Consider the following 15298-nt stretch of genomic DNA (forward strand, 5'->3'; position numbering starts at 1 on the left):
GTTTAATGTGGTGATTAGTCGTGCCTCGGATTCGCTTCGCCGATCACTAGCTGGTCAATCAGCACATGCCTTTAGTGTCTCGCACTCGCGGGCTCAAGCTGAATCAACTCCGGCACTCCCGCTTGTTGAATCAATTCCTCGTATTCATGCCGCCAATATTTCAACGTGCTCATGATCGGGGCGACCTCGGCATCGCCGAAGGCACAGACGGTTCGACCGGCAATGTTCTGACACAGCTCTGCGAGGGTTTCAAGGTCGCTTTTCCGCCCACGGCCATCGATGATCCGGCGCATCGTTTGGACCAGCCATGAGCTGCCCTCCCGGCATGGCGTGCACTTGCCGCAGGACTCATGATAGAAAAACTCCATCAAGCGCAAGGCCGCCCATACCATGCTCGTCCCTTCTTCCATGACCGTCACCCCGCCTGAGCCGAGCATCGACCCGGCCTGCGCAACCGATTCGAAGTCCAATTTGACGTCGAGATGCTCCGGCGTAAAAAAGGGCGCGGAAGCCCCTCCGGGAATGATGGCCTTCAACGGCTTATCGGATCGCATCCCGCCGGCGTGCTCGAAAATCAGTTCACGCAGCGTAATCCCCATCGGGACTTCGAAGTTTCCTGGCCGCTTCACATGTCCGCTGACACAAAAGAGGCGAGTACCGGTGCTTTTCGGCGGCGATCCAATGCCCGCAAACCATTCGGCGCCCCGATTCAGGATGTGCGGCAGATTCGCGAGCGTCTCGACATTGTTGACAACCGTCGGTTTGTTATAGAGGCCATGGGTCGCTGGAAACGGCGGCTTCACACGGGGAAGCCCTCGCTTGCCTTCGAGCGATTCCAAAAGCGCCGTCTCTTCGCCGCAAATATAGGCGCCCGCTCCTCGATGCACCCAAATATCAATTGAAGTGCCCATTCCCAAGATATCCCGCCCGACGTACCCTGCTGCTCGGGCCTCAGCCAGCGCCCGGTTCAGTATTTGCGCACCCAGGACAAACTCGCCCCTGATGTAGATGTAGGCTGTCCCGGCTCCGATGGCATAGCAGGCGATCAGCATGCCCTCGATCATTTGATGCGGGTCCCGCTCGATCAACTGACGATCCTTGAATGTGCCGGGCTCGCTTTCGTCTGCATTGCAGCAGAGATACTTGGGGCCCTCGTATTCTTTCGGGAGAAATCCCCATTTGACCCCGGTGGGGAATCCGGCGCCACCGCGCCCGCGCAACCCGGACTTCTTCACGATGTCTGTGACCTCGGCCGGCGGCACCTTGCCCAACACTTTCCGCAAGGCTTGATAGCCGCCGGCACGCTCGTAGTCCGCCAGCGACCCCGTGTAGCCGGGGATCTCCATATTTTTCATCAGAATTTTTTCGTACTTCGCCATGGCTTACGAACTATATATTAAAAATACAAAGTTAAAATGCTGCGTAATTTTGCGTTTACAGTTGGCATTAACTGCCGGTCGGCTCAGGCAGCATGAAAGGGCCGCTCTTAAGTGATGACGTCCCATCCCGCATGAGGTCTGCGAGGATCCGATCTAATTTCGTTTCCGTGATGCCTTCGTAATAGTCGTCATTCACTTGCATCATAGGTCCGGTGCCGCATGAAGCCAAACATTCGACCGTGCTGATGGTAAACAGGCCGTCCGGCGTCGTCTCCCCGGGACCGATCCTCAGCCGAGTCTTGAGCCATCCGATCAAGGTATCCGAGCCGACGAGAGCGCACATCAAGGATTTGCAGACCTGGATGTGAAATCTCCCGATCGGCTTGAGCTGCAGCATCGTGTAGAACGTCACCACCTCGTACACCTGCGGCGGCGTCAATCGAAGAATGCCGGCGATTTCCTTCATCGCCGCCTCGCTCACATAGCCTTCTTCCTTCTGGGCCATATGTAGCAGCGGCAACACGGCAGACCGCCGCACCGGATAGCGGCTCAGGACGTCGTCAATCTCCGCTTGGTACTTTTCCTTCAACATTTTTCTTGCAAGCTCCATAAACCCGTACGCACAAGAGGGCGGCTGGATTGCCCTCGAATGCGCGCGTCCACCGAGCACATTCTTATCGTGCGCGGTGCGCGAGAAGGGAGGGCGGTCCAGTCGCCCTCTTCTTCATCTCGGACTTTTCACTCACCTACCTATCACACTCACCCATGACGATATCGTACGTTCCAAAAATCGTAATCACGTCCGAGATCAAATAGCCGCGTGACATGTGATCAAACGCTCCCATGTGTATGAACGACGGCGCGCGGATGTGCAACCGATACGGGCGCGAACTGCCGTCGCTGACGATGAAAAATCCCAGTTCGCCCTTCGGTACTTCGGTCGCACAGTAGGTCTCGCCCTTCGGCGTCTTAAAGCCCTGGGTAAAGATGATGAAATGGTGAATCAAGCTTTCCATATCCCGCATCACCTTTTGCTTCGGTGGCGGAATTACTTGAGGCACATCGGCCACAATCGGCCCACTGGGCATTTGATCCAAGCATTGCTTAATGATGCGCGAGCTCTGCCGCAACTCTTCCATCCGGATCCAATAGCGATCGTACGTGTCGCCGTTTTTGCCGACCGGCACTTCCCAGTCGACCTTGTCGTACGCGCCGTACGGTTCCAGCTTCCGGACATCGTAGGCCACGCCTGACCCTCGGAGCACCGGGCCGGTCAGACCGAAGTTGATCGCGTCTTCGGCGGAAATGACGGCGACATTCTTCGTGCGGGCCAGCCAGATCCGATTGTTCATGAGCAATTCGTTGTATTCATCGATATGCGCTGGAAACGTTTCAAGAAACGTCTTCATCTGCGCGGCGAGATCCGGGGTGAAATCGCTATCTACCCCGCCGATCCGATAGTAATTCAGCGTCAGGCGTGCGCCGCACAACTTCTCGAACATATCCAGCAGGACCTCGCGCTCCCGGAAGGTCCAAAAGAACACCGTCATCGCACCGATATCCAATGCCTGGGTCCCGAGCCAAAACAGATGGCCGATGATCCGCTGCATCTCGGCAACAATCGTCCGAATGTATTCTGCGCGTTCCGGAATCGTAATCTGGAGCAGCTTTTCGACGGTACGAACATACGCATAGTTGTTCGTCATCGAGCATACATAGTCGAGCCGGTCCGTGTGCGGAATGATCTGCATATACGCCAGGCCTTCGCACAGCTTCTCGACACCGCGGTGGAGATACCCGAGGTCGGGCGTCGCTTTCGTCACCCGCTCGCCGTCCAGCTCGAGTACGACGCGCAAGACGCCGTGCGTGCTTGGATGCTGAGGCCCCATGTTGAGCAGAAGTTCTTCGGTTCGATGCAAGGGGCCGGTCGCCGGCCCGTTCTCCAACAGAAACGGCCGTTTCTCCTCCTCGGAAATGTCGCCGTCACCCTCGTCCCTCGCCGGCTCGGTGAGATCCGGGAGGAAATTGAAGCTGCTTCGCCAGCCCCTCCCCTCCGCGGGAAAGTCTTTTCGCAGGGGGTACCCTTCCGCATAGTCTTCGGGCATCAGGATCCGGCGCAAATCCGGATGGCCGCTGAATTTGATTCCCATGAGGTCGTAAACCTCGCGCTCCATAAAGTTGGCGCCTTTCCAGACGCCGCTCACCGATGCAATCGTCGGATCGTCTTCAGTCACGCGGGCCTTGATTCGAAGACGAGTGCCATGGGGCAGGGACAGGAGATGATAGATCACTTCGAACCGCTCAGGATCATCCGGGTAATCTGCCGAACAGATGTCGGTCATGTGGTCGAATGCCATCCCGGGATCATCGTGGAGAAAGGTCGCAATCTCCAGAATGTGGCCGGCAGAGACCCGTACGGCCAACTCTCCTCGACCAGTGTCGTCATGCACGCCGAGCACTGCCTCCGGGAACCGCGCCTTCAATGCCTCAAGAAGTGGATGGATGGTCGTCATTCGTTCATCGCTTGAAGTCCGGGTGTCTCTTACTTCACGAAGATCTTATCGCGCTGAATGCGCTCCTGAAGCTTGATCAGACCGTCGAGCAGCGCCTCGGGCCGTGGCGGACAGCCGGGAATGTACACATCCACCGGAACGATCTGATCGACTCCCTGCACGACCGCATAGCTGTTGTAATGATTGCCCGACGTCGCACACGACCCCATTGAAATGACATAGCGCGGCTCCGGCATTTGATCGTAAATGCGTCGAATCACCTCCGCCATTTTCCGCGTGACCGTCCCGGCCACGATCATCACATCCGACTGCCGTGGAGAGGCTCGGAACACACCTGCCCCGAACCGATCGATATCGTACCGGGACGAAACCGTCGCAATCATTTCAATGGCGCAGCACGCCAACCCAAACGTCATCGGCCACAACGCCGACTTTCGCGCCCAATTCACCAGCGCATCCAAATTCGTCGTCACCACGTTCGCATCTAACTGACGTTCCAGAAAGCTCATAAATTCACCGTTATTCGTGATTCGTTAATCGCGAAGAATGCCTGCGCAGAACTCTCTTCACGGCTAACGGATAACGATTAACGTATCCTTCTCGCATTCCACTTTCTTTCCCTTCGCTTGAGTAGTAACTGGAAGGGCGGTGTGGCTGACTCCACTGCGCGCATCGAGCCCGCACCTTCTTAGCGTGCGCGCTCTGCGAGCACAGACGTCGGCCACATGGCCCTTCCCTCCCTAGTCCCATTCAAGCGCCCCTTTTTTCCACGCATACCAAAATCCGACTAACAATATTCCAATGAACACCACCATTTCCATGAGCCCGAGGAAGCCCAATCGCTTAAAATCCACGGCCCACGGAAACAAAAACACGAATTCGATGTCGAAGATTACGAACAGCATCGCGATGATGTAATAGCGCATGGGAAATTGCACGCGCGCATCGGAAAACAGCGGACTACCACTCTCGTACGGCGCCAGTTTCGCGCGGTACGGACGGCTGGGTCGCACCACCCACCCCGCCAATAGGGACACCGCGCCGAACCCGATCGCGACAATGATAAAGAAAAGGATCGGAACGTAATTTAATGGTGTGGATTCGCCGGCCATCGTGACTCGTTATCCGTAACTCGTTAGACGAAAAGAAACGTTACATGAGGGCTGATGCCTTGTGCCCAGCCCCGGCGAGCGGTCCAATCGCAGCTTGGAAGAAGGGCTTGAACCGAAGTCCATCCAATTCCGGCTGTTCCGTTCCCTTATGTTGAATCAAAATCTTAAATGTGGAGCCCATGCCGTTGGGACGGAGTAACTGGAGCACCGATTGAAATTCGGCAGATCCCGGCTCGAGACATTCCAGCGTACGCTCGACCCCTAAGCTCGTCAGAAAACTCATCTGATTCGTAAAGCCGGTGACATGGAGACCTTCTGCCACGCCAGCCGCCGCCAGCGCGCTGAAATCAACATGGGCCGTCATATCTTGCAATCCGACCCGTTGGTACGGATCTTCCGATGCCATCTGGTGGTAGTAGCAGAGCAACGTGCCCTTCTTGCGCTCAGGGGCATAGAGATCATGTGCCAGATGCCCGTAGTCAATCGTCATGACAAAGCCGCGGCTAAGCACGCGCGCGACCTCTTTCATCCACGGAATGGCCTGGACATTGATGTCCGCACAAGCGCCTTCCGCTAACACCACGTCGTGAGCAGCCAATTGCTGCAAATAGTCGCGAAGTTCCCGCATCGAACATGGCTGCAGGCATTCGCAGAATCGCCCGTCGACGTAATCTACCCACACTTCCCGCGGCTTCCCATCCACGATACGGATGCGATGGACGGGAAAGGCATCGATTAATTCATTAGAGAGCAGGACACCTTCGATATGCTCGTTGGGCAATTCCGCCAAACTTCCCAACCATGTCACACACCCTTGTTCCCCGATCCAGGGCGCCAGGAGCCGCTGTTGTGACGCTTGCATCACGGGGCTACGCTCGATGATCACATAGCGAAGGCGATGAGCCAGCCTGTCCGAGACGGTTGTAGAGGCTGTGAGAATATCACGGGCCAGCATGCCCTTCCCCGCCCCCATTTCGACAATGGTGAAGGGGTCCGGTCGGCCGAGCAGGTCATCCATTTGCGCCATCTGTTTCGCGAGACTGTTCGCTAACACCGGGGACACGTCGCAACTAGTGTAATAGTCGCCGGACCATCCGATGCGGTCTTCACCCAACCCGCCGGCAGGCTGTTCCGCATCCGTCTTATCCAAAAAACGCATGTAATAACCGAACGAGGGGTGATAGAGCGCCAACTCCATAAAGCGGGCGAAGGGAATCGGCCCTGAACTCTGGATTTCCCGGGTGATGTCAGCGACGAGTTCTGGATGTCCTAGCATGCTGATCTCTGGCGTTCCGGCCGCTCGGGATCTTCGCGGCAATCTTTGGGTGTAGCTATCCCCGAAAACCGTGGGAAAGAAATCTACATTAGCGTCTCAGATAAGAACAAGTCAAGGTTTGCACGGGTCGAAAAATAAGGAAAAAGAGAAGGTTAGAACAGTTAACGAGCCTTGATTCGCCGGGTGGGCGGGGCGCTGAGCGGATCCTCGGGCCAGTGATGTCTGGGGTACCGTCCGCGAAGCTCTTTTCTGACGTCAACGTAGCCCGACCGCCAAAAACTGTGGAGATCCTGGGTCACCTGTACCGGACGTCCGGCTGGTGATAAGAGATGGATCATCACGGGTATTTTTCCACGTACGATCCTCGGCGTCTGTTGGCAGCCGAACATTTCCTGTAACCGCACCGATAGTACAGGGATGTGCGCGTCCTCGTAGTTGATCCGAATGCGCGACCCGCTGGGCACCGTCACATGGCAGGGCGCAAGAATATCCAACTGCTTCTGTTGCTCCCACGTCAGGAGCGCCTGCAACGGCCCAGTGAGATCCATCCGTTGAACTTGGTCGAGACGCGTCAGTGCGACGAGAAATGGCCCTAGCCACTCTTCGAGCCGATTCAGCAATCCTTGATCGGACAGATCCGGCCAGGCTGCCTGCGTCCCTTCCACGCGACGCAAGAATTCAACCCGCGCCCTCCACTGCAGCAAGTCTTTGGTCCACGGCAATCCTGTGATGCCTACTTGACGGATGCCAACCATCAGTGCAGCCGATACCTGCATAGGGTCGGGGTCAAGCCACGGTTGGTCTTTGAGCACGATGGCCCCGAGCTTCCGCTGCTTGCGCGCGCGAACCGCCTTCGCCTGATCATCCCACGCGACGAACTCCACCGTGCGAATCTGATCGGCACAGTGGGTTTCCAAATCAGCTTCGGCGATCGGCGCGGCTAAGAAGACCCGGGCCCATTCGGTGCCCCCCTCAAGACCCGCGATGACGAGATAGTCTTCGGATGCAATTGGCTCGTATTGCGAAAAGCTTGCGCCTCTGCCATTCGACAGCAGATAGCGGCGCTCATTGGCGGACTGTAGTTGTGCAATACGATCCGGATAGGCAAACGCGAGCAAGACGCCGAGCTCATCGAAGCCAGGCATATCCAGAAGACGCGGCCGACGACCGTGTACTGAATCACGATGAACGGATGTCCAGACCTGCTGTGCGACCCGCGAGACCCGTTGGATGGCTCCCCCGTCCACCGTCACGCCGGCCTCCGCCGTTCCTTGACGATGGAGCGCATCGAGCCGTACCCGAAGATCCGCATTCCGCCAACCCGGCGGTCCACGTAAGATATCGCGCTCGCCCAGCAGCGCCGCCACTTCACAAGCCAACTGTCCCCATCCAAGCGGGACCGCCTTCAGTACCATGTGGGCGAGTCGAGGATGAAGCGGAACATCCGCCATCCGTCGTCCGTGCGCTGTGATGCGGCCATCCGGATCGATCGCCGCCAGGCGGGTGAGCAGATCCTTCGCCTGCATGACTGCACCGACCGGTGGTGAATCGAGCCATGACAGATCACGCGGATCGCCGGCACCCCATACGGCTAATTCCAACACGAGCGGCGCCAGATCCGCCTCCAGCATTTCGGGCGATCGGCGAGGCAGGAGCGTTTTGTGCTCCGCCGCCGTCCAAAGTCGATAACACGCTCCTGGTTCCAATCGGCCGGCACGGCCACGGCGTTGATCCGCCGAATCCTGCGTAATCTTGAGAGTGTCGAGCCGTGTCAGGCCTGTTCGGGGGTCGAATCGCGGCACCCGCATCAAACCCGAATCAATGACCACGCGGACGCCTTCGATCGTCAGACTGGTTTCGGCAATGGCGGTGGAGAGCACAACCTTGCGCGTTCCGGGCGCAGGCGGCGCAATCGCCACGTCCTGTGCCTGTTGAGGCAGGTCGCCATGCAGCGGCGCAATGAGGACATTGGACGCAAGACCGGATTCCAATAATCGCCGCTCCACACGACGGATCTCCGCCATGCCCGGCAGAAAGACCAGCATGCTGCCCGTCTCGTCTGCGAGCGCGCGCTTGATCATTTGCGCCACCGCCTGATCGACCGGTATGGACTCTTGTCGATCGAGATAATGGGTCTCCACAGGAAAGAGCCGTCCCTCGCATGAGACTACCGGCGCCTTCCCGAGCAAGGTGGCAATCGCCATACAGTCCAGCGTGGCCGACATGATGAGCATGCGCAGATCGTCTCGAAGCACCCGCTGCGCGTCCAGTGTCAGCGCCAATCCCAAATCGGCATGGAGGCTGCGCTCGTGGAATTCATCGAAAATGACGAGACCGTAGCCGCTGAGCGAGGGATCGTGTTGGAGAAGTCGAGTGAGAATGCCTTCGGTCACGACTTCGATCCGGGTCTTCGTACCGACCTTCGTTTCGAGCCGGATGCGATACCCCACCGTCTCTCCGACTGCTTCGCCGAGGGAGGACGCCATTCGATGCGCCGCGGCACGCGCCGCGAGGCGGCGCGGCTCCAACACGATCATCCGCTGCTGTTGCAACCAGCTCTCATTAAGGAGAGCGAGAGGAACAATCGTCGTCTTCCCGGCACCGGGCGGTGCCGTCAGTACGGCATGGCGTCCATCGGTGAGGGCACGGCGAAGATCGGGAATGGCAGAGTCGATTGGGAGCGTCACCATATGAGATCACAAGCACACAGTTCACGGAGACTGTATCAGAATTCGCTGTGGCAAGGAGCCACGAAAGTAAACGGCAAAGATGGGCAGCGACTCCTGTCGCTCTCGTCGAAGCGTTCAACCCTATTTGTCGTCGACTGGAATCTAGAGAGCCAGGACTTGGCGACGCGGCAATACCGGCGAATCGATTTGTGAAACTGCTCGCACCGTGAGAGAAGGGCCCTCTCCGGGAGCCGGTGAAGAATCTGCAGCCGTTACAACGTGCGCTGCGAAGGCCGGAGTCGCCATTAATCGACGCGAGCCCGACAGAATTGCTGGATTGGATCGTTCTCTGCATCCGGATCGGCACCGTCCCAGAGAACTGAGCGAACATTCCATCGGACAATGGGATAAAACAGAAGAGAGACGGGCGCGCTCACGAACATGCTCAGCACTGAATAGAGCATGTCGTCTTCTTCGAACCGGGTCTGGATACGGCGAGCCACCCGGGTGTACCAGTCCACCATCTCCTGATGCCGGAAGCGCGCCCGGACGAGTTGTCGGTACAACACATCCGGTTCCACAAACTTCTTGCTTACACTGCGACGATCCATGCCATCCTGCATAAGAGTAACGGCCACAGCGGTCGAGCTATCGATTCGATCGTCGGTGGGCTGGGTCATACGGCTCAGTTGGTCGGCTTGCCGCTGCAGAACCGCGCGCCAATCCTCTTTAATTGACTCCATCACTTGTTTGGACTCCAACACATCCGTCATCAAAGTCCCAAAACAATGGACTTCCCGTGTCCGTGTGGTGGACATGCAGCCGAGAAAAAGGCCTGCCAAGACAGTGAGAACCAGCACCCGCATGCCGTCCTCCCATCACCTGACCGGGCTTAACTGTAGCCCTCTGCTTCTGAAGCTTCAAGCGAGCCCCGTACTCGTGTCCATAACGTGCCAAAAGATCGGCGACCTCCCCAATCACGATTGCCTCTTGAGGAATGGATGATCTGCTGAAATGAAACAGACACATCTGTTTACACTTGTGATCCGTAGAGATCACGAGTGAACATTGTGTCAGCACTAACCTTGGTCAAGGAGGGACGCCATGAAGTTTATGCTGTCATTTACTATCACACCGGATAAGGCCAAGCGGGACGAAGCCATTCAACGCTTTCTGAAAACCGGTGGACAGCCGCCGAAGGGCGTCAAGCTACTGGGGCGCTGGACCGCGGCGGACTTCAGCCACGGATTTGATTTGCTGGAGAGCGATGATCCAAGGGCTCTGACCCAATTCGCTCTGGAGTGGAGCGATCTGATGGAACAGCACATCACGCCCGTCGTGGAGGACAGAGACTTGCTGGAGGTGCTCAAAGCGACGGGCAATTAAGATTCTGCGCTGCGGAACATCGCGGTCGGCAGGCGATCCTCATCTCCCTGCCGACCCTGCTCATGAAGCGCGAGGGCAGCCTACAGTCCATCCGCGTCAAACGGAACTATTGAATTAGGTCCTCGTCTCCATCCGGATCGGCGTTCGATCTATTTGAAAATCGCCTGATGGATCTCGGAACCATCGTCATGGCTCCCTCTCATTCCATGCCAGACCAGGGCCCCGCAGAATTCTTGTCCTCAATTCATCGTGAGAACCACGCGAAACCGGGCTTTCCCACTCAACATGAGATCATAAGCCGCGGCGGCTTGCTCGAAAGGGAAGGTTTCGAGCATGGGACGAATTCCTGTGAGGGCACAAAAGTTGAGCGTGTCCTCCGAATCCTGAGCCGTCCCTGAAGGCCAGCCTTGAATCGACCGGCGCCGGCCGATGAGTTGAAGCGGGGTCACGCTAATGGGATCTGCAGATGCCCCCACCACGAGCAATTTACCGCCCACTCCGAGGCCGTCAATGAGGTCCGCCATGGCCTTGCTATTTGGGGCCGTGGCCAGGATAACGAAGGCTCCCCCCATCTTCGTCAATTCTTCCGCCGCATTCATGCTATCCGTATCGAGATAGCGGGCGGCGCCAAGCTTGGACGCCAATGATTCCTTGTCCTTGCCGCGACCGATCGCCACGGTATGAAAGCCCATTTTGTTCGCAAACTGAATTCCAAGATGGCCTAACCCGCCAAGACCTTGCACGGCAACCAGATCGCCGGCCATCGCCCCGCTGTGTCGCAGGCTATTGAACGTCGTAATGCCTGCGCACAGAATCGGTGCCGCCTCCACCGGCGATAAGGCATCCGGAATAGAGGCCAGCGCGTCGCTTCTGGCGATGATGTATTCGGCATATCCCCCGTCATCATGAAATCCCGTCACGCGAAGGTTCTGACAGGCGATGAAGTCTCCGCGACGACAGGACACGCACTGACCGTCATGCCCGCCATGCCAGCCCACCCCAACGCGCTGGCCTTTCTTCCATGTCGTCACGCCGGAACCGAGTGCGTCGATCGCGCCTGCGACCTCGTGGCCGGGAATGCGCGGATACTGTAGCCCGGGCCACTGTCCTTCTTTTACAAAGACATCACTATGACACACTCCGCAGGCCTGCACTTTGATACGGACCATGTTCGGCCCGGGCTCGGGGATCTCTCGCGTGACAAGTTCGAACGGTGCGCGTGGGCGACTTATTTGAACTGCCGTCATCTGTGCCATTGCGGACCTCCTTTCGCTCGAGCCCAGCATACCGCGTTACACGCACAATAGAATCCGAGAGGATTTACCTATGGACCGATGCCATGAGACAATCGACGACGAGGCAGTTAGATCAAATGAGAGAAAGAAGGGGTCACGACCGAGATTTGAGCCAAGCCACCGCCCCGGCGCCGGCAGCCCGGCCACTGGCGAAACATGCCGTGAGGAGATAGCCGCCGGTGGGCGCCTCCCAATCCAGCATTTCTCCCGCACAGAACACGCCTGGAAGGCCGGAGATCATTAGACGGTCATCGAGTGCCTCAAAAGCAATCCCACCCGCCGTGCTGATGGCCTCCTGGAGCGGGCGCGGTGCGACCAGGCGCAGTGAAAGCGCTTTGATCGCAGCGGCAAGACGAGGCGGGTCCGCGAAATCCTGCTTCGGAATACATTCGTGAAGAAGCCCCGCCTTCACCCCTTCAATATGTGCCCGGCGCTGGAGGTGGCTGGCTATCGAGCGTCGGCCGCGCGGGCGTGAGAGGTCCGCGACAAGCCGCGTCAGGTGCCGGTCAGGCGCAAGATCCAGTCGAATAACCGCCTCACCCTTCGCGAGAATCTCGTCGCGCAAGCATGCCGATACCGCATAGATGACGCCGCCCTCAATACCAGTCTCGGTCACCATGAATTCGCCCTGGTGGCCCGACTCGACACCCTGCCCGTCCGTCACGGTTACAACCACCGGTTTGACAGGGCGCCCTGCGAATCGGACGCGAAAGTGCTCGCTCCAGGCAACGTCGAAGCCGCAGTTCGCGGATCGTAACGGCGCAGTCGGGACACCACGGCCGGCGACCAGCGGCAGCCACGCGCCATCGGAGCCCAGCCGTGGCCAGCTGGCACCGCCAAGCGCCAGGACCACTGCATCAGGCTGAACCGCCCGGACTCCCTCCGGCGTCACAAAACGGACGGCCCCGTACTCGTTCCAGCCGATCCAGCGATGACGCATGTGGAAAGTTACCCCCGCGTGGCGCAAGCGGCGTAGCCAGGCGCGCAAGAGTGGAGCGGCCTTGAGATCGGAAGGGAACACACGGCCGGAAGTACCTACGAACGTCTCAATGCCGAGTGCGTGTGTCCATGCCCGTAAGGCTTCAGGTCCGAATGCGGCGAGCAACGGCGCCATCTGCCCGCGTCGCTCGCCATAACGCGTGAGAAATGGCTCAAGCGGTTCCGAATGCGTGAGATTCAGTCCGCCCTTCCCGGCCAGCAGAAACTTACGGCCGACGGAGGCCATGGCATCATAGAGATCCACGCGGGCGCCCCCTGCAATGGCAGACTCCGCAGCCATCAGACCAGCCGGTCCCCCGCCGATGACTGCGACCTTCATCATCGGCACCATTGAGACACGGGCCAAGACCGATTACATCGAAATCCGGACAATAGACTCCAACGTCTGCCCGTGTCGGAGGGCGCCAAAGATTCTAGTGCAAACTGGAACTGCCGGCAGTCATTCAGGCCTCCAGTCAAGAACCGGAGGAGGCTAGTTCCCTTGCGACGAACCACAACCTCATCTCAGCAGCAATCAGCTTGTTGGCGAAATCGAAGGTCTCGGCCTTCTACATCACGTTCCTTACGCCGACATCTGTTTGGGACAGCGCGATTCCAGTTCGGGAAATTTCGCCCGATAGTCGGCGTGGCTGGCGCGAATCACCTTCAAAGCTTCCTCACGGCCATACACGCTGGTAATTTCCACTTTGTGTTGTGTGGAGCCGGGTGCGTGCTTGTAGGTGAGAAAGTAGTGCTGAAGGCGATCGATCAAGCTCAGCGGGCAGTCACTGATATCGGTGTAACTGCCATAGAGCGCGTCTTCTTTCATCACGGCGATGATCTTGTCGTCCGCTTCGCCACCGTCCAACATGCTGAGCCCGCCGATAGGGAGCGCCGTGAGCAGAATATCGCTGTGCGGAATCGTCTTTTCCGTGAGGACGCAGATATCCAGTGGATCTCCATCCCCCACTATATCGCGCCGCTTCGCGCGCATGGAAAACATGGCGGCGACCCGCTCTCCGCAGAAGGTTTGCGGGACGAGCCCGTAATAGACGGGACAGAAGTTCGAGAACCGTTGTGGACGATCGACCTTGAGGAAGCCGCTCACCTTGTCCACCTCGTACTTCACGGTATCGGTCGGCACGATTTCAATGTAGGCCGTCACCACTTCCGGCGCCTGGTCTCCGATGGAGACGCCGTGCCAGGGGTGCGCTCGGAACGTCAGGCCCATAAGTCGCTGCGAAACACTCGTTTCGTGGTCGTTCATCACTTGTCCTTCCATGAAAAGCCTCTCATTAATGGTCCCTTTATATAGTAGACCGGAGGCAATTCTTGCAATCCAGCATTTATCATGAGCCTGACGTGTGACGCCTCGATCTCCAAAGGCCCACAGGAGGGAGCCGATCGTGTCGAGCCCGGCGGAAAGGTGACGTCTACAGGAGGAAGTTCAGAAAAGTGGGGGCGAGCCCCGCCACGCGTGCGGCCGGCGAGGGCGTATACGCATCAAGGGTCTGAGGTTGGACAAATTCCTCCACCCCATCGCCGCTGCTTCAAGGGAAATGGGCCTAGCGGACGACAGTGGGGTCAGTTGCTGGATTGGACGGGCATCGCTACATTCCCATCGTTTCGATCCGCTGAATGTCTTCAGGCGAGAGAACGAGCTGTTCGGCTTGAAGGTCCTCTTGCATATGTTGCGGGTTCGTGGTGCCGGTCAAGGGCAGCATCCCGACATGCATGGCAAACGCGAAGATCACTTGTGCGGGACCAGTCCCTAACCGTTTCGCGATAGCTCGCAACTCTGGGGCTACAAGAACCTCACGATTAGCGGTCAAGAGCGAAAAGCCTTGATAGATGATGCCGTGAGCACGGCAAATCTCCCGCACTTCCTTATCCCAGCCGAGCGCCGCGTAGCAGCGGTTTTGTACCACCATGGGTTTCACGGTGGCTTGAGCGCACAACTGGGCGACCTGTTCGGCCGTCACATTGCTGATGCCGATCATTCTTGTTTTCCCGCCTTGATACAACCCCTCCATGGCCGTCCACACTTCTCGATCAGCATTCCCTAAACCTCGCCGCTCATACGGTCCGTGTAAAACGTACGAATCTACATAGTCGGTGTGAAGGTGGGCCAATGAGCTGTCGAAGGACTGTCTGACCTGGGTGGTCAAATCCGCCGAGGCATCGTACGGAGTGCGATGGTCTTGGCCATTGAGCGGGGTAAACTTGGTCTGAAGAAACAGCGTGTCTCGCGAAATCCCTTGTTGCTCGAGTACCTGCAGGGCTTCACCCACGAAGGCTTCCTGGTAATGGATCATTTGATTTGCCGTGTCGATGGCTCGGAAGCCTGCCGTCACGGCCAATTGCACCAGATGTGCAGTGGCCTCTTTTTTCCACGCGGTGCCGTACATGAACGATGGAAGAGGAACATTATTATAAGCAGTCAATATCATAGGTACCTCCCAGTCCCATGCTGACTTAGTCTCCCTCTTCCTGTCCAGTCACGGGATCATACGGCAGTCCGTGATGTTCCTCGCACAGGAACATGGCCTGATTCTGGGACCAGGTGCGCGAGTAAACGGTGTGGCGATGCAACCAGGATGATCGCTCGATGAGAAGAATCAGAATAAACCCCACGAAGCTTTCGAATCGCGATTCGCGACGGCAACGCTGCTCACTCCGCGAAAGACTGT

The 15298-nt window shown here is 57.8% G+C and carries 14 protein-coding genes and 1 pseudogene; 2 read left to right on the forward strand and 13 right to left on the reverse strand.

The features are described 5' to 3' along the window. Window positions 1-71 precede the first annotated feature (71 nt). The 8 genes and pseudogenes from nuoF to hrpB all read right to left on the reverse strand — a co-directional run bounded on the left by nuoF (window position 72) and on the right by hrpB (window position 8970). Entirely contained in the window at window positions 72-1379 is a 1308-nt protein-coding gene (gene nuoF, locus ACWHYZ_RS21080) for an NADH-quinone oxidoreductase subunit NuoF (RefSeq protein ID WP_447984632.1), read from the reverse strand. 67 nt (window positions 1380-1446) lie between these two features. After that, window positions 1447-1989 (reverse strand): NADH-quinone oxidoreductase subunit NuoE family protein, encoded by a 543-nt coding sequence (locus ACWHYZ_RS21085; RefSeq protein WP_447984633.1) that lies wholly within the window; start codon window positions 1987-1989, stop codon window positions 1447-1449. Between the two features lie 136 nt (window positions 1990-2125). Further along, window positions 2126-3298, reverse strand: a complete 1173-nt coding sequence (gene nuoD, locus ACWHYZ_RS21090; RefSeq protein WP_447987627.1) for an NADH dehydrogenase (quinone) subunit D — start codon at window positions 3296-3298, stop codon at window positions 2126-2128. 186 nt (window positions 3299-3484) lie between these two features. Beyond that, window positions 3485-3892: pseudogene (locus ACWHYZ_RS21095) on the reverse strand (NADH-quinone oxidoreductase subunit C); the annotation flags it as partial. Between the two features lie 29 nt (window positions 3893-3921). After that, window positions 3922-4401: an NADH-quinone oxidoreductase subunit B gene (locus tag ACWHYZ_RS21100; protein ID WP_447984634.1), complete on the reverse strand. Its 480-nt coding sequence runs from the start codon at window positions 4399-4401 to the stop codon at window positions 3922-3924. Between the two features lie 231 nt (window positions 4402-4632). Then, window positions 4633-5004 (reverse strand): NADH-quinone oxidoreductase subunit A, encoded by a 372-nt coding sequence (locus ACWHYZ_RS21105; protein ID WP_447984635.1) that lies wholly within the window; start codon window positions 5002-5004, stop codon window positions 4633-4635. Between the two features lie 40 nt (window positions 5005-5044). After that, window positions 5045-6280 carry a class I SAM-dependent methyltransferase gene (locus ACWHYZ_RS21110; RefSeq protein WP_447984636.1) on the reverse strand — a complete coding sequence of 412 codons (1236 nt, stop codon included), beginning with the start codon at window positions 6278-6280 and terminating at the stop codon, window positions 5045-5047. A gap of 161 nt (window positions 6281-6441) precedes the next feature. Beyond that, the gene (gene hrpB / locus ACWHYZ_RS21115; protein ID WP_447984637.1) at window positions 6442-8970 is read right to left on the reverse strand and encodes an ATP-dependent helicase HrpB; all 2529 of its coding nucleotides are present in this window, start codon (window positions 8968-8970) and stop codon (window positions 6442-6444) included. On the opposite strand from hrpB, the gene ACWHYZ_RS21120 reads away from it, so the two are divergent. After that, complete coding sequence (locus ACWHYZ_RS21120) at window positions 8971-9162, forward strand: hypothetical protein (protein WP_447984638.1); 192 nt, start codon at window positions 8971-8973, stop codon at window positions 9160-9162. It begins immediately after the preceding gene. A gap of 92 nt (window positions 9163-9254) precedes the next feature. Here ACWHYZ_RS21120 and ACWHYZ_RS21125 read toward each other — a convergent pair whose 3' ends face one another. Then, on the reverse strand, window positions 9255-9815 hold the full coding sequence (locus tag ACWHYZ_RS21125) for a hypothetical protein (protein ID WP_447984639.1): 561 nt from the start codon (window positions 9813-9815) through the stop codon (window positions 9255-9257). A gap of 238 nt (window positions 9816-10053) precedes the next feature. On the opposite strand from ACWHYZ_RS21125, the gene ACWHYZ_RS21130 reads away from it, so the two are divergent. Continuing rightward, window positions 10054-10335, forward strand: coding sequence for a DUF3303 domain-containing protein (locus tag ACWHYZ_RS21130; protein ID WP_447984640.1), 282 nt, complete (start codon window positions 10054-10056; stop codon window positions 10333-10335). Between the two features lie 239 nt (window positions 10336-10574). Here ACWHYZ_RS21130 and ACWHYZ_RS21135 read toward each other — a convergent pair whose 3' ends face one another. From ACWHYZ_RS21135 to ACWHYZ_RS21150, 4 genes are all read right to left on the reverse strand, one after another. Further along, the gene (locus ACWHYZ_RS21135) at window positions 10575-11591 is read right to left on the reverse strand and encodes an alcohol dehydrogenase (protein WP_447984641.1); all 1017 of its coding nucleotides are present in this window, start codon (window positions 11589-11591) and stop codon (window positions 10575-10577) included. Window positions 11592-11724: 133 nt separating this feature from the next. Next, the gene (locus ACWHYZ_RS21140) at window positions 11725-12948 is read right to left on the reverse strand and encodes a TIGR03862 family flavoprotein (protein ID WP_447987628.1); all 1224 of its coding nucleotides are present in this window, start codon (window positions 12946-12948) and stop codon (window positions 11725-11727) included. Between the two features lie 243 nt (window positions 12949-13191). After that, the gene (locus tag ACWHYZ_RS21145; RefSeq protein ID WP_447984642.1) at window positions 13192-13890 is read right to left on the reverse strand and encodes an inorganic pyrophosphatase; all 699 of its coding nucleotides are present in this window, start codon (window positions 13888-13890) and stop codon (window positions 13192-13194) included. A gap of 328 nt (window positions 13891-14218) precedes the next feature. Then, window positions 14219-15058 carry an aldo/keto reductase family protein gene (locus ACWHYZ_RS21150; RefSeq protein ID WP_447984643.1) on the reverse strand — a complete coding sequence of 280 codons (840 nt, stop codon included), beginning with the start codon at window positions 15056-15058 and terminating at the stop codon, window positions 14219-14221. Window positions 15059-15298 lie beyond the last annotated feature (240 nt).

This window comes from Nitrospira sp. Nam74, from assembly GCF_965152615.1.

What these genes read in the sequence shown, in the direction of transcription:
- ACWHYZ_RS21085 (WP_447984633.1), bottom strand. Translation starts at nt 1,989, where the DNA reads ATGGAGCTTGCAAGAAAAATGTTGAAGGAAAAGTACCAAGCGGAGATT.
- hrpB (WP_447984637.1), bottom strand. Translation starts at nt 8,970, where the DNA reads ATGGTGACGCTCCCAATCGACTCTGCCATTCCCGATCTTCGCCGTGCC.
- ACWHYZ_RS21110 (WP_447984636.1), bottom strand. Translation starts at nt 6,280, where the DNA reads ATGCTAGGACATCCAGAACTCGTCGCTGACATCACCCGGGAAATCCAG.
- ACWHYZ_RS21120 (WP_447984638.1), top strand. Translation starts at nt 8,971, where the DNA reads ATGAGATCACAAGCACACAGTTCACGGAGACTGTATCAGAATTCGCTG.
- ACWHYZ_RS21125 (WP_447984639.1), bottom strand. Translation starts at nt 9,815, where the DNA reads ATGCGGGTGCTGGTTCTCACTGTCTTGGCAGGCCTTTTTCTCGGCTGC.
- ACWHYZ_RS21150 (WP_447984643.1), bottom strand. Translation starts at nt 15,058, where the DNA reads ATGATATTGACTGCTTATAATAATGTTCCTCTTCCATCGTTCATGTAC.
- nuoF (WP_447984632.1), bottom strand. Translation starts at nt 1,379, where the DNA reads ATGGCGAAGTACGAAAAAATTCTGATGAAAAATATGGAGATCCCCGGC.
- ACWHYZ_RS21100 (WP_447984634.1), bottom strand. Translation starts at nt 4,401, where the DNA reads ATGAGCTTTCTGGAACGTCAGTTAGATGCGAACGTGGTGACGACGAAT.
- ACWHYZ_RS21140 (WP_447987628.1), bottom strand. Translation starts at nt 12,948, where the DNA reads ATGAAGGTCGCAGTCATCGGCGGGGGACCGGCTGGTCTGATGGCTGCG.
- ACWHYZ_RS21135 (WP_447984641.1), bottom strand. Translation starts at nt 11,591, where the DNA reads ATGGCACAGATGACGGCAGTTCAAATAAGTCGCCCACGCGCACCGTTC.
- ACWHYZ_RS21105 (WP_447984635.1), bottom strand. Translation starts at nt 5,004, where the DNA reads ATGGCCGGCGAATCCACACCATTAAATTACGTTCCGATCCTTTTCTTT.
- ACWHYZ_RS21130 (WP_447984640.1), top strand. Translation starts at nt 10,054, where the DNA reads ATGAAGTTTATGCTGTCATTTACTATCACACCGGATAAGGCCAAGCGG.
- ACWHYZ_RS21145 (WP_447984642.1), bottom strand. Translation starts at nt 13,890, where the DNA reads ATGGAAGGACAAGTGATGAACGACCACGAAACGAGTGTTTCGCAGCGA.